The organism is Candidatus Cardinium sp. TP (assembly GCF_025215055.1).
Classification (GTDB): domain Bacteria; phylum Bacteroidota; class Bacteroidia; order Cytophagales; family Amoebophilaceae; genus Cardinium.
The window spans coordinates 1-19,249 of the sequence record NZ_JANAVR010000018.1 but is presented as its reverse complement, the minus strand read 5'-3'; the positions used below and the strand labels follow the sequence as shown (position 1 = coordinate 19,249).

The 19,249-nt window shown below is 38.5% G+C and carries 13 protein-coding genes and 1 tRNA gene; 9 read left to right on the top strand and 5 right to left on the bottom strand.

Annotated elements, in window-relative coordinates; genetic code table 11:
- Positions 1-455: 455 nt before the first annotated feature.
- The gene (locus NLX65_RS03105; RefSeq protein WP_260537079.1) at positions 456-1,025 is read right to left on the bottom strand and encodes a hypothetical protein; all 570 of its coding nucleotides are present in this window, start codon (positions 1,023-1,025) and stop codon (positions 456-458) included.
- Positions 1,026-1,158: 133 nt separating this feature from the next.
- On the opposite strand from NLX65_RS03105, the gene NLX65_RS03100 reads away from it, so the two are divergent.
- From NLX65_RS03100 to NLX65_RS03085, 4 genes are all read left to right on the top strand, one after another.
- Complete coding sequence (locus NLX65_RS03100) at positions 1,159-4,935, top strand: baseplate J/gp47 family protein (RefSeq protein ID WP_260537077.1); 3,777 nt, start codon at positions 1,159-1,161, stop codon at positions 4,933-4,935.
- Positions 4,922-5,662 carry an adhesin gene (locus NLX65_RS03095; protein ID WP_260537075.1) on the top strand — a complete coding sequence of 247 codons (741 nt, stop codon included), beginning with the start codon at positions 4,922-4,924 and terminating at the stop codon, positions 5,660-5,662. Before NLX65_RS03100 ends, NLX65_RS03095 begins: the two co-directional genes overlap by 14 nt.
- Before the next feature lie 449 nt (positions 5,663-6,111).
- The gene (locus tag NLX65_RS03090) at positions 6,112-6,381 is read left to right on the top strand and encodes a type B 50S ribosomal protein L31 (protein WP_260537073.1); all 270 of its coding nucleotides are present in this window, start codon (positions 6,112-6,114) and stop codon (positions 6,379-6,381) included.
- 169 nt (positions 6,382-6,550) lie between these two features.
- A complete protein-coding gene (locus tag NLX65_RS03085; RefSeq protein WP_260537071.1) occupies positions 6,551-7,672 on the top strand; it encodes a DNA polymerase III subunit in 1,122 nt (373 codons plus the stop codon).
- A gap of 149 nt (positions 7,673-7,821) precedes the next feature.
- Here NLX65_RS03085 and NLX65_RS03080 read toward each other — a convergent pair whose 3' ends face one another.
- From NLX65_RS03080 to NLX65_RS03070, 3 genes are all read right to left on the bottom strand, one after another.
- A complete protein-coding gene (locus NLX65_RS03080; RefSeq protein ID WP_260537069.1) occupies positions 7,822-9,186 on the bottom strand; it encodes a hypothetical protein in 1,365 nt (454 codons plus the stop codon).
- Between the two features lie 156 nt (positions 9,187-9,342).
- Positions 9,343-11,268 carry a RecQ family ATP-dependent DNA helicase gene (locus NLX65_RS03075; RefSeq protein WP_260537068.1) on the bottom strand — a complete coding sequence of 642 codons (1,926 nt, stop codon included), beginning with the start codon at positions 11,266-11,268 and terminating at the stop codon, positions 9,343-9,345.
- A gap of 97 nt (positions 11,269-11,365) precedes the next feature.
- On the bottom strand, positions 11,366-12,304 hold the full coding sequence (locus tag NLX65_RS03070; RefSeq protein WP_260537067.1) for a hypothetical protein: 939 nt from the start codon (positions 12,302-12,304) through the stop codon (positions 11,366-11,368).
- 240 nt (positions 12,305-12,544) lie between these two features.
- Between NLX65_RS03070 and NLX65_RS03065 the strand changes: the two genes are divergently transcribed.
- The 3 genes from NLX65_RS03065 (at position 12,545) to dut (ending at position 15,415) form a co-directional block, all read left to right on the top strand.
- Entirely contained in the window at positions 12,545-13,399 is an 855-nt protein-coding gene (locus NLX65_RS03065; protein WP_260537065.1) for a DUF3108 domain-containing protein, read from the top strand.
- A 21-nt stretch (positions 13,400-13,420) separates the two neighbouring features.
- Positions 13,421-14,839 carry an Asp-tRNA(Asn)/Glu-tRNA(Gln) amidotransferase subunit GatA gene (gene gatA / locus NLX65_RS03060; protein WP_260537063.1) on the top strand — a complete coding sequence of 473 codons (1,419 nt, stop codon included), beginning with the start codon at positions 13,421-13,423 and terminating at the stop codon, positions 14,837-14,839.
- 141 nt (positions 14,840-14,980) lie between these two features.
- Positions 14,981-15,415 (top strand): dUTP diphosphatase, encoded by a 435-nt coding sequence (dut, locus tag NLX65_RS03055; RefSeq protein ID WP_260537061.1) that lies wholly within the window; start codon positions 14,981-14,983, stop codon positions 15,413-15,415.
- On the opposite strand, the gene dusB is transcribed toward dut, so the two are convergent.
- Positions 15,412-16,392, bottom strand: coding sequence for a tRNA dihydrouridine synthase DusB (gene dusB / locus NLX65_RS03050; RefSeq protein ID WP_260537059.1), 981 nt, complete (start codon positions 16,390-16,392; stop codon positions 15,412-15,414). The two genes, dut and dusB, sit on opposite strands and share 4 nt — an antisense overlap.
- Before the next feature lie 374 nt (positions 16,393-16,766).
- Between dusB and NLX65_RS03045 the strand changes: the two genes are divergently transcribed.
- A tRNA-Ile gene (locus NLX65_RS03045) sits at positions 16,767-16,840 on the top strand.
- A 100-nt stretch (positions 16,841-16,940) separates the two neighbouring features.
- The gene (sppA, locus tag NLX65_RS03040) at positions 16,941-18,659 is read left to right on the top strand and encodes a signal peptide peptidase SppA (protein ID WP_260537057.1); all 1,719 of its coding nucleotides are present in this window, start codon (positions 16,941-16,943) and stop codon (positions 18,657-18,659) included.
- Positions 18,660-19,249 lie beyond the last annotated feature (590 nt).

Sequence of the window (19,249 nt, the reverse complement as noted above, 5' to 3'; positions counted from 1 at the left end):
GAAGAGATATTACCTAACGTTTTGGCTAGTTCCAATAGCCCTAATTTCGGTTTAATGATTTTTTGATGTAAGTTCATAATAGTTGTAATTTATATCCGTACAAAGTTAATAATTGTCAGATTAAATCTTAACTAGTACAGATAAAGTTCATTATTAACCAGCAACGTGAACAGATACATTTAATATTTTTTCCCCTATTTGAGTAATGTGCCATTTGAATACCCAATTCTTTGCATAAGTCATTAACTTTTTTTCCCATAGCTGTTTGGGCTAAGCTCAACTGAACCTTATTTATACCTAATTTTCTGCCTCATTTTCTGCCTCTATCTCTGGCAGCCGAATCCATCTAGCCTACACGTACGACGTACTACAGATGCTAAAATTAGCATCCGATAGTGGATACTTCATTAGCCCTTAACTTAACGCACATGGTTAAAATGATAGGGCCTCTACTACTAAGGTAATTTTTTTTCTTCAAGAAATTTACTAGAAAAGAACTTGCCAATTACGTAACCAATGGACGCTGCAACTACCGTTAAAAATAGATCCTTTTCTAATTCTAGAAATAAAAACAGCACTACTTTTTTCTGGTAGACTACTAAAAATAGATCCAAGTAAAAAAGCAGATAGAGGCAGGTAAATAGCATCCATGTAGTGGAAATGGATTTTTCATTTTTTATTTTCTTAATCCAAAGCCCAAGCAGTATAATGGCCCCTAATGACAATAGCAATAATAAAAAAGAAAAGATTGGGTATAACAGAAGATTGGCTAAAACATTATAGCAAAGCGCTAACCCACCTAATATGTTTTGAATGGCCCCTTCTGCATGCGTATCCTTTTTGAGTATCTCATCGAGCGAATCAGACGACGGATCTTGTGTAGTATCTGATTCAGCGTCTAACGTTGTAGATGGTGAGGTTTGACCTATTGGATCCTCCGTGTGGGACGATGCAATCGCATGATCCGATTTAAAATTAGTTGCTATACATACAACCATACTCAATAAATAGGGTAAGAGACGCATAAATTTTAAGCTTAATTACTTTTTTATAAGTGGTTTTTAGGTTAGATTGCTGTCAGGATATGATGATTATATAATGGATCACCTTCCTTTGCTCAATATCTTAATTTTTGGAAAAAGATCATAGTTTAAATGTATGAATATTCAAAAAAAGCTTAATATTTTATTTGCCAGAAGAGGCACTTGCCACGCTGAACGACTGCTACCTGAATTGGTAGAAAATGACCTATTGATTAGTGATAGACAATTTAGTGACCACCTTCGATTTCTCTATTTATACACAGACTTATTGGCCTACTACGATAACAATAACCAAAGAGTAGATCAAAATGTTTGGCGAAAATTTTTAGAACAGGATGATACTGTCATACGTTCCCTCATTCTACACACCAATATTGATACCTTAAAGAAACGTATCCATAAAGATTTTTTAACCCTGCGGCGGAACCCTACAGGTATTTCAGATGCCCACTCCATGCATCATATCTTGATAGTGGCGCAAGACTTAATCATTTTATTAGATTATTGGTATAAAAATCTATCTAATGAAGATGTAGTGCGCGCAAAACTAGATGCCATTATACATGAAGAAATCAATATCCATATCAGTAAACTATACAAGGTTCTACAAAAACATCGCAAAACCAGTTCTATTCAATCTTTTATTAAATTTTCTGTTTTTCTCCATCAAAAGTGTCATAATGCTTCTTTGTGGCGCTTAAGCAAGGAACTGGTTTATGATGAAATAAGTGGCATGGAACCCAGTGATGAGCAAGTGGTCGATATTTTTGATGATTTTTTTGATGCTATTTTTAATACCATTTATAAACTCAAGGAGCTGGCTGCTAGCGATTATTTTGATACCCTTTTCTCGCAAAATAAAGAGCCACATGTAGCACTTTTGATTGCTTTTCTCCAGCTGCTACAGTATGCAGATGGGCACCTTAATTACATTCCACAAAGAACGCTAGAGCACTATTATAGGCATGTGCTCAAATTTAATAACAACCCTTCCATTCCAGATCAGGCCTATGTTCACTTTTTGCTGGGTCCCAATCAGCCATTTGCCTTTGTACCAGAGGGGAGCCTTTTGGTTGCAAAAAATCCAGTTAATGGGGAGGATATTTTATTTGAAACGAAAAGAAATATAACGGTAAATAAAGCTAAGATTGCTCAGATTAATAGGTTGCTGATTACTAAAAAATTGGATAAAGAAGGATATAAAACAGTTGAATTAGCTACTACTACTTATAACGGGGAGCTATTGCAAACGCTGCCCTTTCAGCTGTTTCCTACGCCACAAAACAATGACGACATCAAACAGCAATCCAACGAACAACTGGCCGTATTTGTTGGCTCGCCCTTATTTCACCTTTCCGAAGGTATGCGCACCATTCATATAAGGTGGAAATTTACCTTTGAATCCTTTCAGATATTAATCAATCGCAACCCAAATAAGAAGACTCCTACTCCAGCCTTTTTCAAGCAAGTGTCAGATATGCTTTATGCCATGTCACAGGTACATATTACCACTAAAGAGGGATGGTTTGGTATACCAGAAGAGGCGATAGCATTGGAATTTATTGATGAAGCGCGTTGCCTACATATGACTATATCTTTAGATACAGAAATACCCCCTATGGCGATGTTACCTGCTGGGTACCAGGGTGGCGTAGTGGATCCTGGTACGCCTTCTGTATCTGTTGGCATACGTAATGGGGCATCCCTTACTGGCTTGTACCTTTTAAATGGTTTATTGCTTGAAACAATAGACTTAAAGGTTAAAGTAGAGGGGTATCGTGGATTAGTATTACAAAATCAATTAGGTATTATTGATAATAGTCAAATTTTTGAACCTTTTGGGCCACTGGCCAAACTAGATAGTAGCTTTTATATAGGTAGTGGCGAAATCTTCTCTAAGAATCTCACTGATTTAAAAATATATATTAAATGGGATAGCCTCCCTACTGTAGACGGAGGATTTAAGTCGTATTATGATGCCTATCCTACCAAGGTAAATAATGATGATTTTAAAGTAAATATTGCTTATTTAAATCATCAGCACTGGAATCCATCTTATGCCCACAATAGGCAAGTAGTACCTTTGTTTCAGGTTCTGAAAAATAACAAAGGTAGTGAGCAATTGGATTATATTAGAACCATTAGTGACATTGATTTAGCTGCATTACGGATCACTAAAACAAACCAACCCTTAGATGTTACCGTCTATAGCCCCAAAACAGTAGCTGGTTTTTTAAAATTACAACTATGTGCACCAGAGCAAGCCTTTGGTCATGCCATCTATCCTGGCCTGATGAGTAGTGTGCTGGTTAAAAATGCGCAGAAAAAGAAAGAGGAAGCTATAACGGTATTAAATGAACCTTATACCCCTCGCATAAAAGCTATTACAGTTGATTATGAAGCAGAAGAGTCTATGGTATTAACTTCTCCTCCTGGGGAAGAAGAAGAAAAATATCTCAACAGTTTTTTTCATATTTCTTCTTTTGGCTATTTAAAAACATTTCCTAGCAAGTTAACCACTCCACCTACATTGTTGCCATTGATAGAGCAGAAAGAATCATTTATTGCTTTTGGCATAGCAGATCTAAATAGTACCCACTTGTCTATACATATAGCTATTGGTGAAAACAGTCCAGATCAAGAAACCCAACGACCCAAATGGTTTTACTTATCTAACAATATTTGGTTGCCCTTGGAGGAAGCGATTGTGGTAGACGGGACAGATGGATTGTCTAAATCTGGCATTATGATTTTTGATTTAGCGAATTTACCCGTCCCAGTGCGTCAAAATAATACCCGTATGACTCCAGCGTTAACCTGGATTAAAGCACAATTTATGGATAAAAAAGGCGCCTTATCCACTATAGTTGGGGTCTATACGCAAGCCGTTGCTGTGTCAAGGGTTATGGATAAAAATGGTGTTTTTTCTGCTCCAGTACTACCTGCAAAATCGATTCAAGAATTCCAGAATCCTGTGGAGGGCATTGAATGGGTCTTACAACCTTTTGGAACCTTTGGTGGAAGGCAATTTGAAAATCATCAAGCTTTATACAGACGAGTTAGTGAGCGCTTGAGGCACAAAAATAGAGCAATATCGGTGTGGGACTATGAACGCATTGTGCTTGAAAAATTCCCAGAAATTTTCAAAGTAAAGTGTATCAACCATACCGCTAAAAGCACAAATAACATGGTAAATCCTGGCCATATCACCATTGTGGTTATGGCTAAAGCAAATTCTAGCTTAGACATTCCTTTCGTTAGTAGGGATCTGTTAACTGAGATTAAAAACTATATTCAAGGCGTTAGTACGCCATTTGTAAAGTGTGAAGTAGTCAATCCTGTTTATGAAGATGTTAAAGTTAACGTTACCGTTAAGTTTAAACCTGGCTATGAAAAAGGATTATTCTTAAATTTGTTATACCAGGATTTACATAACTTTTTTTCTCCTTGGTTATTTGATCCATTAGCGGATGTTCAGTTAGGTGGTAATATACCTACTTCTAAAATTATAGACTTTATTAATAACCGTTATTATGTAGAAGGCATAGGAAATTTTTCTATATTAAAATACTGTGGTCACACCAAAGACTTAAAACTAGATAAGGTAACCACCTACGATAGTCATTTATTTGCCGGTTATCCATGGTCTGTGATGGTTTCTTCCAAAAATCATAAAATAGCTGTAGTAAATACATTCGATGCTGCTGTGAAGTTGCGTCATGGAAGTATCGGCGATATGGCGATTTCTGAAGATTTTATAGTAGGTCCATGGGAGCGTCCTAAGGAAGAGGAGCATATACCATGTGTAGATCAAGATACACCCATAACAAGTTTAGAAGAATACTGTTTAATCACCAAAAAATATATTAGAACCGATCATGGCAATCACTAGTAGAGAGGCACTAAAGAAAAGCTTTGAAAAAGGATCTATCCCTACCCAACGTGATTTTGAGGATTTGATAGACTCCATGTTTCACAAGCAAGATGATAAAATTATTTCTCAGGATCATGGCTTAAGTTTATCTCCTAAAGGGAGTTCCGCTAAGTTGATAACATTTTTCAATAATTTGAACGATTTTAAACCTACTTGGAGCATTGAACAATATCCCAAAAATACCCCAGATTTTGGATTTAATCTTGTTGATAAGCAAGGGGAGAGTAAGCTGCTTATTCAAGCGAATGGACATGTTGGCATAGGTACAACCAATCCATCGGAAAGATTAACCGTAAATGGCAATATCAGCATGCATGGACGTAGGGGTATGTATGCTTCTGGTACAGTGCCTGGTGATGGCAATTGGTATAATATTACCCCTCCATTAAATGCATGCCATGCATTTGAAGTGATCGCTAAAATTGGTAAACAAGGGCGTGGGTTATATGCTATGACCCACGCTATCGCACTGAGTACATTTGGAGATTCCAATCATAAGATTGATGCTGTAAAGGCCTATTATGGCAGCTTCAGAAATAAGATTAACCTTCGCTGGGTTGGAGATACCTTTAATTATACACTGCAAATAAAAACCCAACGTGATTATGGAGAGGGGAGTATGATTAAATATTACGTGACCAATTTATGGTGGGAAGAAGAAGAATGTGAAGCCGTCCAGCAATAATAAACGTATGATGCATGCATCCTCTTAAATTTCCAATTTGTTCTTATGGTAGTTGCTACTATATTGTATCTGTTCACGATACTGGTTAATAATGAACTTTATCCCACTTTTTTCTTGATAAAAAAGTGGACAAAAAATCAAGCCCTCGGTAAAAATCCGCTGAAAGTCCTATCCTACAGATGAAAAAACAGCAAGCACCCCCTTTGGGGGCTTCAAAGGAAACTATTTTTCCTAATCATCTGTATGATGCCACTTTCTACACCGCGGCTTTTTACAGGGGCGTTTTTTTGACGCAAAAAACCATCACGTTGAACACATACACTATGTTCCTTAAGGCCTCGCTATTGGTTATATGCTTCCTATTTGCTGGGTAGATATATAAAAAACTAAGAAACTTTCTTAAATTAGTAGATAGTTCTATAGAAAGCATTATACCATTTAATATACTTATGAAAAAAGAGATTCATCCAGAATATAGGCCAGTTGTTTTTTTAGATACTTCTAGTGGTGCCAAGTTTATGACCCGCTCTACCATATCTACATCAGAAACCATTGAGTGGGAGGATAAAAAAACATATCCTTTATTTAAAGTGGAAGTTAGTTATGTGTCCCATCCTTTTTATACAGGGAAGAAAATTTTTGTAGATACAGCAGGTAGGATTGAGCGTTTCAATCAAAAGTATAAAAAGAAAAACACAACTGTTCCAGTAAATCAATAGGCGCCTAACGCCTTGAGGCGGCAGCCACCATGCCCTATGGCTTAAATTTTAAGATGGGGCCATCCTTCAATGGATGGCGTGAATAGGTATTTTTATTTGACAATCAATAAAATTTATTCCTTAAGTTGACGCTATTGGCTGAACGCATATATTAAATTTATTATTTGCCATGCAGTTTGCAGAGATACCTGAGCACCATGCTTTTAAAAATACTTTAATAAGCATGGCACGTACAGGTAAGGTAGCACATGCGCAGCTTTTTGTAGGTCCTGTTGGTTCTGCAAATCTTGCTTTAGCATTAGCTTTTGCGACTTATTTAAATTGCAGTTGCCGTCAGGAAGCGGATGCTTGTGGCCGTTGTTTTTCTTGTGTCAACATGGCGCAATTTACCCATCCAGATGTGCAGTTGGTATTCCCTAAAAAATCAAGTGGTGCTGTTTTGGAAACACCATCAACTTATTTAGAAGCATTTCGTAATTACCTTAAGGAAAATCCTTTTTTAACCTTAGAGGAGTGGGCTACTGCCATGCATTATGATGGTAAACAGTGTCAGATTAGTAGGAAAGATGCCAGTGCCATTAGCCAACAACTTAGCTTAAAACCTTTTATTGGCCCCTATAAAATCGTCTGTATATGGCTGCCAGAATATTTGCATCATACAGCGGCTAACGCATTATTGAAAACCTTAGAAGAGCCCCCCGTAGATACTGTTTTTTTGTTGGTCAGCTCTAATAGTGATCGAATCATATCCACCATTAGGTCCAGAAGCCAACAGCATACCATCCCTCCTTGTTCAGAAGCAGCCATTCAACAACTTTTATGGAGTAAACATAAGGCATTAGATGCGGATCGATGCAAAGCAATAGCCTGTTTAGCCGAAGGGAGTCTATATAAAGCTTTTCAATTGGTTGAGCAAGATGTTGAAGCCCATTTTGAGCGTTTTAGCCATTGGATGCGTAGTTGTTATAGGGGTGATTTGATTAAATTGGTGGCCTACTCTGAAGCATTTTACAAGCTATCCGCTGATGCACAAAAAGCTTTTTTTGCTTACGCACTACAACTGATTAGGGTCGTTTTATTGGGCAAGTTGGACTACCCGCTTTTGCACATACAACCGAGTGATGAAGCAACGTTTAGCAAAAAGTTTGGCCTTACTGTGACCATACAGCAATTAAAAGAAATCATCGAAAAGTTGATGCAGGGATATTATTATTTAGAACGCAATGCCCATGCAAAAATGGTTTATACCCATCTGTCTATTCAAATTGCACGTATTTTTGGCGCTGTTTAGCCACGCAACTACCAATCCAATTGCTCAGCTCAGTAATAAGCTACCGTATCTGTTCAAATCACTGGTTTTTTGCTTACTTTTTTATCAAGAAAAAAGTAAAATAAAGATGCGTTATTAACCAATAGCGTCGTGAATAGACACTAAGCTATCTATTCGGTTGGCCAAAATAACCCAGCTAAAATTAAGAGTCCACCAGGGATAACGGTTGCACATGGGATGGCAAAGGCTATGCGCAGGGCGAGGGTCAAGGTCCTATGTTCAAATTTTATACCCTCGTAAAATTGATTTAAATCTTTTATAAATGCGCGTGCTATATCTTGCTTGCAGCAAGGACAAAGATGTATATATAGGTAGGAAGGCCTGGGCATCCATTTGATCCTTCCTTTAGATTTCATATCAATCAATGATTGTGCCAGACAGGATCCATGTACATAATGTCCACATGAAGGAAGGCGAATCGTAGTGGCCTCTGTCTGTTTTTTAGCACAAAACACACAAGTTTGATCTTCTTTTTCAGCTAATACTGCATTAGATCTAGGATACTTCTGGTTAAAAAATAATGATAGCTTTGTATCCAATTGGGTTAAAGTTTTATGAAAAGTAGGAGATCGTACAGCTAGATTCATTTTTTCTAACTGGCCTATGACCATCTCTCGGACATATGCTTGAGTAGCTTGATCCATTTGGGCCAGTAGCGGATTGGCGCCATGGTCGATCAATAGCTTAACAATTTTTTCTCGGTCTTCAGCTTTTTTAATCTGGTTGATCATGCCAAGAGGGACTTGTTGCTTACGGTTCACCTCATTAGGTGAGGCACCAGCTTTTAGAAGTATCTCGATAAGCTCTACCCGATTTCGATCATCTCCATATTGTATTACTTCTGTAAGCGGTGTTTCTCCCCATCTATTCTGCTGACATAAATCTACGCCATATCCAACTAGTTGCTTGAATAGCTTAATCAATGTGCTATATCCTTCAGTTTGTATTTGCTTGATGTAGCAAGGAAGTGTGGTGGCGTCTTTATAGGAAGGTGGTAGCGTTGTTGGGTCTGCTAAAGCGTTTACCATTAAAGTAATGGATTCGTTCTCTGGTTGCTTTGTATATGATAATTTACCCTGACGTGTATACTCGAGTACTAATGCGTTGTTTCCTTTATTATTGCTTACAATAGCAACCTGGACAAATCCAGGTTTAGATAACACTTGTGTATCTATGTGTTTCCCTGCTTCTTCCAATTTATTTACCGCATCTGTATCACCTTTTAGTGCCTTTGAAACTTCACATAGGCATTTATCAAGATTATGATAATCCTTTGAAACATGCTGAGTAATTGTATCACATGGAGGCTTATCAGGCAGACTATCCTGCTTTATACTGGGGGTATGGTTTGGATGCCTAAAACAAGTAACTAATGCTGTACAAAAATAAAAGCAGCCTAACATAGCAATGATCTGTTTGGCACGTAGTATACTACTCTCCTGTTGCTTTGTTCTTTCAGGTGTATTAGTGATCATAACGATAATAGTTTACCAATTTATATTGTATTGGGTTAATAACTATATAATTGAATCGTAATACACAATAAGCATTATTAATAGAAAATACAATAGTTGAACCTCTATTTTTTCGAGAGGGAAAAGCAGAACGGCTACTGTTTGCTCATCTTCATTTTACTCCAGCAGCTTTGCAACTGCACTGATTTGTAGTTGGCCAGGGGTTTGATAGTATATTTCTTTTGCATCTAGCATCTCTCTAATCGTATCCAATAGGGCTTTTTCTTTTTCATGAGGAACCGATGCAATGAGTTTTTTTAAGTCCTGGTTGCCATTTCTAATGGCAACCATAATATACTTACGATTGGCAATCCTATCATTAGGGTCTATCGTTGGGTTTGTCTTTCCTTTGCAGATATCACATTGGGTACAAATCGCTTCTGCTTCATCGAAGTAGTCCAACAAGGTAGCCAAACGGCAGCGCCGGTTATTGATAACATATTGTATAACCGCTTTTATTTGTTGATAAGCTATTTTATTTTTTTGTTCGATTTTATAAATCGGTAAAGGCAATTCGGAAACAAGATAGCGGGCAGTTAAAAAAGTAATTTGTGGACTTGCTTTTTGAGGGAGGTATTCCAATACCTTTAACCGATGCAAAGCGTATAATTGCTCTTGTATCTTATATTCTGTAAGTTGAATCAACTGGGCTATTTTTTTTTCAAAAATTGTACAATAAGGCGTAAAAAGTGTGCCCCCATAGAGCCTTAAAAGGGCTTTGATGCATAAATCAAAGGCAGGATGACGCAATTGAAAGGCATACAATGCTTCCCTAGATAGGGGTATATAGATTTTAGATGGCTGGTAATAGGCTTCATTGAGTTGTATAAAACCCTCTGACTCTAATGCTTTTAGTCCATAGTAGGCTTCTTTCGTATAGAGTCCGGTTGCCTGTTTAAAATCCTCTAAGTCAAAATCATAGCTTATAAAGGCATGCGAACCTACTGCTATTTTATAGTAATTAACCAGATGCTGGTAGACTTTTCGTACTTGGTCAATAGTGGGATAACTCTCCTTCCATTTTTGTTTTAACTGTGCAATATCTTGTAAATCATACCAAAGAATGGCATAGGCTATGGTATTATTGCGACCTGCCCTGCCTGCTTCTTGGCAATAGGCTTCTAATGAAGTGGGTAGGTCTAAGTGTACTACTAAAGAAACATCTGCTTTATCAATGCCCATACCAAATGCCGCTGTAGACACCATGGTACGTACTTTGTTTTCACTCCACATGGCTTGTTTCATTGCTCTATCCGCTATGGTTAAACCGGCATGGTAAAAGGCACTGGTGATCCCATTGTTATGGAGAAAAGTAGCAATGGTTTCTGTTTTTTTGCGTGTGTTTACATAGATAATGGCCGGTCCAGAAGTGTGTTGTAAGGCTTTGAGCAGTTGTGCTTCTTTGTGGGCTGTTTTACGTACCCAATAGACTAGGTTGGGTCTATAAAAAGTTTGTGCAAAAAGGAGGGGGTGATTGAGTTGTAAATGATCTTGAATATCCTGTTTAACCGCTTTAGTAGCTGTAGCGGTAAAGGCTACAGTGTTGGCCTTTGGAATCATTTGCTTAAACTGCGCAATGTTTAAATAGGAGGGCCTAAAGTCATATCCCCATTGGGAAATACAATGGGCCTCATCTACTACTAGTGTGGTGATAGACATGGTAGGGGCACGAAGCTTAAAGAGGTCGGTCTGTAAGCGTTCTGGGGATACATATAATAACTTCACGTTACCATATACACAATTATCTAGTCTCCGTTCTATTTCTACACTAGACATGCCTGAAAAAATAGCCTCTGCATGAATGCCTCTCTGGGCAAGTTGGGTGATTTGGTCTTTCATCAGTGCAATAAGGGGCGTAACCACAAGGGTTAAGCCCTCTTTGCATAAAGCTGGTAATTGAAAACAAAGCGATTTTCCACTACCAGTAGGTAAAATAACCAATAGATCCTTACCATCTAGTATACCTTTAATGATGGATTCCTGAAGGGGCCTAAAGGAATGATATCCCCAATGTTTACTTAATAAGTCATAAATATGGTCCATGGCTGGGGGATAGCTTCCTAGCTGATGCAATGTATAGCACACTTTTTGCTTGCTTCACCATACATGACAAACAATAGAGCGGGCTAGTGCAGAATAACTATGTATGTAAATTCGATACCAATCGAAGATAGGTTGTTAATGCTTGTATATCTTTATTATCTTCTGCCTCTAACCCTACTTCATATACAATATCATTGAATAGTTTGATCCCATGTGGAAGCGTTTCTAATAGGTCCTTGTAACTCAAACCATACAAGTGATCTGCCAGATGATCTATAATTTTTAGACTTTGCACAATGGCTTCTTGGTTCTTTTTATATTTATATACCCTAGCATATTTCAGTTCTTTCCCGTGCGTTTGCTTAATTTTTTCCCATAGTATTTGTCCATTGGTATGGCGATCTATGTGCCATTTTTTTATATTAGATTGACATCGTTGTAGATTATTAAGCAGTGAATCATATATTTCTGAAATAAAGCACATGAACGCCTGGAATTTTAGTCCTTCCTTACTAAGTACGATTCTCTCTCGGTTATTGTAGCCTTCTTCTATGCACGCTTTAAATGCCTGTATGAGCTTAGCATCCGTCTGGACCTTTTTGACTGCCGCTATCAACTCTTGTGTATTTTCGTTTGTGGGTGCCTTTAATAGGTTGCCGAATGCATCATAACAGTTTTCTAAAAGCGTGGTATCATGTTCTTTTTTTAATTTTGCTACTATTTTTACTGCTATTTCCTTAGTAAAGAAGTCATTCCATAGTGTATAGGGCTCTGGTTCTGTACCTGTTATAAGCCATTTAGGTTTTCGATCTGCTAGTTTTTTGCTCCAATCAATAATGGCCTCTGGTGTGGATAGTATAAATGCTGCTCCGAATGACTCGAATGCACCTAGCTTATAGGGATTCTGTGTATAATACCCCTCTTCTTCTTGATAGATGTAGCCCCTACCTTTACATCTATCTGTACATCCACAGAAAAGAAGCAGCACAAAAGTATAACAAAAATATTTTTTCAAATGCATTGTATGGTATCTCATCCCCGCTTATAAAGATTTACGCGTTTGCTATTTAAGCATTACTTAATGTCGTATCTAGAATTTAAGCAAGATAGTTTTTTATCTCTTTTTTTCCTACTTCTAGCTTTGCATTTTTATGAATTGGTGCATGGCCTAAGCATTCAGTCAGTGGTTGATTTGGCTGTATACTTTTTTTGTCGTAGCTTCATGAGCTATAAGTATTATACTTTTGCAATTACTTTCACATTTTGATACTTACTTATGGTGCTTGTACAATACTTAAAGAAGTTTTTTCTCTGTTCCCTAATGGGTCTTTTTTTAAGTAGCGTATATGCTCAAGAAGCTAGGGATAGCGCGGAGCCTCCTTTTCGCCAAGGAGAATGGTTAGAGTATCAAGTCTATTATGGTGCTTTTATACATGCTGGTACGGCCACTATGTGTGTGGATGAACAGTTGCATAAGCTAGAGGAGCATGTTTGCTATAAGATTCACGTACAAGGTACCTCTAGTAAGGCATTGGACCTTTTAGGTTTTAAGGTTTTAGATAGATGGGAAACCTATTTAGATGTAGATAAGGCCTATGCATTGCGCCCGCATAGATGTGTTACGCACCTTCAAGAAAACGGCTACCTAAGGAAAGAGCAAGTTGACTTTGACTATCAGTCCTATCAAGCTAAGGTAGAAATAACTGAAAGTAGTAAAAATATGGAGTGTGAAGTCAATTATCATCCCCTTCCTAATGCAAAAGACATTAAGGATCTGATTGGTGGCTATTATGCGTTGCGTTCCATTGATACGACAAAGCTCAAACCAGGTGATAAGCTTATACTAACGGTTTTACATGATCAGCAGCTCTATGAGGATGTGGGCATTTTATTTCTTGGAAAGAAGACCATTTCTACCAAGTTAGGCAAGACTTCTGCATTGGTTTTTGCCCCCTTGGTGCCTATTGAGGATAGTATATTTTCTGGAACGCGTCCAGTGGAAGCATATATTTCGGATGATGTAAACAAAGTCCCTCTGAAATTAAAAGTTAACCTTGTAGTAGGTACAGTAGAAATTGAACTCACAAACTACAAAGGTTTGAAAGAGGATATTCATTTCCAACCATCTTAATATTTATCATTTTGTATCTATATGCGTTCTGATTCTTTTACTGCACTTCGCCCATTACTCGCATCGCAAAACCTTACTGCTATAGTTAGGCAGCTATTGCAACATATTCAAGCGCAACAAGACTTGAATGCATTTGTAAATGTTTATGATCAAGAAATAATAGCAAATGCTGCTGTAGTCAATCAGAAAATAAAAGAGAATCAGGGAGGTCCTTTGGCAGGAATGGTAGTTGGTTTGAAGGATATGATTGCCTACAAAGACCATCCATTGCAAGCGGGTAGTAAAATTTTGACCAATTATATATCGCCTTTTGATGCAACGGTTACAGAAAGACTTTTGGCAGCTGACGCATTGATTATTGGTCATCAGAATTGCGATGAGTTTGGTATGGGCTCCTCGTCAGAAAATGCTTATTTCGGTACAGTCCTTAATCCTTTAGATAAAACAAGGGTAGCAGGTGGTTCTTCTGGTGGATCTGCAGCAGCTGTAAAAGCAAAAATGTGTCATGTTTCTATTGGAACGGATACAGGTGGGTCTGTTAGGCAGCCAGCTGCATTTTGTGGCCTTGTAGGCCTTAAACCTTCTTATGGCAGGGTTTCTAGACATGGCTTGGTGGCTTATGCTTCTTCTTTTGATACGGCTGGCATCTTTGCGCATACCGTAGAAGATTGTGCGAGTGTACTAGAGGTCATAGCGGGTCCTGATGCATTTGATGATACTGCAGCCGATCGAGCAGTTCCACGTTATACCAATGCGTTGACTGAATCAGGGCGTTATAAAGTGGCCTGCTTAACAGGAACACTTAGCCATGACGGGTTGCAGCCAGAAATAAAAGCACATACATTGCGCAGCTTGGAACTTTTGAAGAAAGAGGGCCATCAAGTAGAACATGTCCATTTTGGACTACTTAAATATGCACTACCTACTTACTATATATTGGTGAATGCGGAAGCAAGTACCAATCTAGCACGCTTTGATGGCATTCGGTATGGCTATCGTAGCAGTTATGCTACCACACTGGAAGAAGTCTATATCAAGACAAGGACAGAAGGTTTTGCTAAAGAGGTAAAAAAGCGGATTATGTTGGGTTCCTTTGTGCTCAGTGCTTCTCAATGTGAGACACACTATGTTAAAGCCCTAAAAGTACGTAACCTAATTAAAAAGGCTTTGCAAGATATCTTGAATCAGTATGATTTTATCATATTGCCTACCACTACTACTACTGCCTTTCGGGTGAATAGTTTTGCAAACAATCCAATATCTATGTATTGGAGTGACCTCTATACCGTATTAGCATCGGTAGCTGGTTTACCGGCTATTTCTTTACCGAATGGAGTAGATAATAAGGATTTGCCCGTTGGCATTCAAATCATTGGCAATTATTTTGAGGAGGCTAAGCTACTTGCTTTTTCAAGTCACTTTGAGTCTATTGTAAAATAGGTATAAAAAACATTGTTGATTGTGCTTCTTTTGGCTAATGTGACCAAAAGGCTAAATGGGTATATTTTTTTATTGCGTAACATCGCTATGGTTTATTTTACATAGTAGCTCTAGCGCGTAACATTTTAACTGATTGATTCTATGGAATTTCAAATTATGAACCAATCGCACCATCCATTGCCTGCCTATGCTACACTAGGGGCTAGTGGTATGGATCTACGCGCTTGTACCCCTATCCCTATTGCTTTGGCGCCTGGACAAAGGGTGCTAATTGCCACCGGTCTTTATATTGCTTTACCACAAGGCTATGAGGCTCAAGTAAGGCCACGTAGTGGTTTGGCCCTACATCATGGTATTACCGTTTTAAATAGCCCTGGAACTATTGATGCAGATTACAGAGGGGAAATAAAAGTATTACTTATTAATCTCTCTGATGCGCCCTTTGTAGTCCAAGATGGAGATAGAATTGCACAGCTAGTAGTGGCTAGCTGTGCGTCTGTTCAGTGGCAAGTGGTATCTGGTCTGGACCAAACCGCCAGGGGAACGGGAGGTCATGGCAGTACCGGTAAAGACTAATCAGGTACGTTTTGCATGATTGCATCTAAGAGGTCACATAGCGCTGTATAGGTGGTAGCCGTTACCAAGCTGGGTCGGTATGCCTTTATGCCAGCCACCCCTCGGAAGTAATTGGTGTAGTGTCGCCTCATTTCTAGTATACCTGTGCGTTCTCCTTTCCACTGTATGGCATGGACCAGATGTTTTTTTACCGTTTCAATCCGTTCTGCTAGGGTAGGAGGCGGTAGTAGGCTACCTGTTGCGTGGTAGTGTTTGATTTCTCTAAAAATCCAAGGGTAGCCAATACTGGCACGGCCAATCATAATACCATCTACTCCATATTTATTTTTATAAGCAACTGCCTTAGCAGGACTATCAATGTCCCCATTCCCAAAAATAGGGATATGAATACTCGGATCTGCTTTTACCGTCGCAATATAGCTCCAGTCTGCTGATCCTTTGTACATTTGTTGTCGGGTTCTGCCATGAATGGTTACAGCCTGTACACCAACATCTTGAAGGCGTTGCACGACTTCAAGAATTTTAATCGATTGGTGGTCCCATCCTAAGCGCGTTTTGACCGTAACAGGGATGGAGACTTGTTTGACAATTTCTGCAGCTATGGCCTGCATTTTAGGAAGGTCTAAGAGAATACCAGCCCCCGCTCCTTTGCAAGCGACCTGCTTAACCGGACAACCATAATTGATATCCAATAAAGTAGGTTGGGCCCTTTCTACAATAGCAGCCGCTTCTCGCATTACTTCTATTACATCCCCAAAGATTTGTATCCCAATAGGACGTTCCGCTTCATATATTTCCAATTTTTTCACACTTTTGGTTGCATCTCTAATTAACCCTTCGGAGGAAATAAATTCCGTATACATCAGATTTGCACCATGTGCTTTGCATATTGCCCGAAAGGGGGGATCACTCACCTCTTCCATAGGTGCCAATAAAAGGGGAAAATCACCCAATAGACAATCTCCAATTTGTAACATAAATAAAATTCATTTAAACTTCCTGATCGCTTGCTACAAATCTACGCTTAAAGTTGCCATTTCCCATCTATGCAAAGAGGGCTTGCACATGGCTGATGGATAGAAAATAATATAAAGTAGGCCAAAATAAAGATTTCTTACGGCTATTTTTTGGTTATATACAGAATATATGCGTAATTTAGCTGTGTTGGTAGCTGAACTATTGTGGCATGCATGAGTAGTGCCATTTAAATAGTGGGTTACTACTCTGTATATTAATATGGTTATAGTAATAATTTACTATAATTAAATTTAGATTTCTAGCCTAATTGATATATTTTTTGTACCCTGTGTTGGTATAGCAACTAGTTCCTCATAGGAAAGGATAGATGTTAGGGCCTGTAGCTCAGCTGGTTAGAGCGCTACACTGATAATGTAGAGGTCCGCGGTTCAAGTCCGCGCAGGCCCACGTCGATGCAAAAAAAGCAACCTTATCAAGAGGCTACATAAGCTTCCCCTCTTGGTTTTGTGGTTCTTTATATAATCCATATTATTTTTTTTAAATCAAAATGAGACTAAAGCATTTTATTAAGCAAGTGTTTACGGTTGCTGTAGGGTTTCTGATCTCTTTGCTGGCCTTATGTGGCATCGTTGTTTTTGGACTGTTAAAGTTAACGTCTAAGGACTCGAGTCAAGTAGAAAATAATTCAGTGCTGGCCTTCAGTATGCACGGGCGTATGATTGAGTGGATGCCTATATCATTGTTTGGTTCTAATGGCGAAATGATAGATTTTAAAGTAGTGAAAAATGCGATCCACCAGGCAACCAAAGATAGTCGTATTGCTGCCATTTACTTGGATCTATCCTATCTGAATGCAGGGTTAGCTCCTTTGGAGGAAATTAGGGAAGCTTTGTTGACCTTTAAAAAGCAAGGTAAGACCATCATAGCCTATGCAGATTCCTATACGCAGCAGTCCTATTATTTGGCTTCTGTAGCAGATGAGATCCTACTCAACCCCAGTGGTTTCTTAGCATTCAAAGGCTTTGCTGCAACTGTTCATTTTTATACGAGGCTTTGTGCGTATGTATCTATAAAGCCAGTTATCTTTCGTATTGGGGCATATAAAAGTGCAGTAGAGCCTTATTGTTTGACTAAGATGAGTGAGGAAAGTAGAAAGGACACGCAAGCCTATCTTCAGCCTACCTATGATCACTTTCTAACTCAAATAGGCCACTCTAGAAACATATCGGTTGCCATGCTTAAAGAACATGCCGATCATCTTTCAGCTGTTTTACCCAATGATGCCCTTAGTGCTGGCCTAATTACTAAAGTGGGCTACGAAACAGATGCTAAAAAGTTGCTTAAAGAAAAACTACAGTCTCTCTCTTTAGTCAACTATAAAGCGTATGGTGCGTTGAAAGCTCCATCTGATTCGGTCGATAAGATTGCCGTTCTAATGGCTGAAGGGGTAATTGTAGATGGATCAAGTGGTGCTGGTTATATTGGTGCGCATGATTTTGTTAAAACGCTAAAGATTATTCAAGAGGATAGTAGAATCAAGGCTTTAGTATTGCGCATTAATTCACCAGGGGGTGGTGTAATGGCTTCAGATATCATCTGGAAAGCAATAGAAGAAGTGAAAGCCGTTAAGTCAGTTGTAGCTTCTATGTCTTGTGTGGCTGCTTCTGGTGGCTATTCTATTGCAGCGCCTTGTAACTATATTTTTGCACAACCCACTACAATTACAGGTTCGATTGGCATTTTCGGTATATTTCCTGATTCAACTGCATTGATGCATAAGATAGGTATTGATCGTGATGTAGTTAAGACAGCGCCTTCTGCAGACTGTTTTACGCCTAGGTTAAGTTTTTCCGAGCTAGAGTCTAAACTCATGTATAAAATGTTACAGTCCAGCTATGATGATTTTTTACGTAAGGTAGCCAGTGGGCGTGGGCTTAGTGTAGCATGTGTAGAAAAATTAGCGGGTGGTAGGGTATATACGGGCTCAGTAGCCCAAAGCAATGGGCTTGTGGATGAATTAGGTGGACTAGATGCCGCTATTGCTAAAGCTGCATCTTTAGCAAAATTACCAGAAGGGTATGGTATTTGTTATTTTCCTCGCTCTAAAACAAAATTGGAGCATTTGCTAAATTATACTACGCATACGATTAAAATGGAGGTATGTGATGCCTTAGTAGCAGGATACCCTATCTTGAATCATTATAGAATCCTATCTAAATCCCATGGCGTACAAGCCATATTTCCTTATACGATTGATATGGATTAAGATCACCCGACCTATAGGTTGGACGTTAGACCTTGACCTGGGTCTCTGTTCGTATGTGTTCAGCAAAAATAGCCGTATCTTTTCACATTACTGGTTAATGATGGCGTAAATAGATACTGACCTGGACAGAATATCTGTTTGGGCTAGCCTCACAAGCTTTTTAATTGTTTATATGCTGCTACCTACAGGGTAGTTTACTATTCTTATGTAAGGTTAAATTACTCTTATTAGTCAATTTTTACTACATATAGGACATTGGAGTGATGCTTCTGCTGCGCTGCATGCATGGGCTTTGAGTAGACATTGGCTTATGAATCTTGTATAACAGTATTTATATCTACACGATTTTGTTCTGGAGTTGGTTTCTAAATAGGTTATGAAATCCTTGTATTGGATGAATATTGCCCCACATTCCCCACATTTGTACAGATTTTGTCCCGTGTGCGTTATCATATGCCTTGATATGTAGTAGTTAGGATTTAATCTGACAATTGTTAAATTATGATGATATAAATCTTAACTACTATGAACTTACATCAAAAAATTATCAAGCCTAAATTAGGGTTATTGGAACTAGCTAAAACATTAGG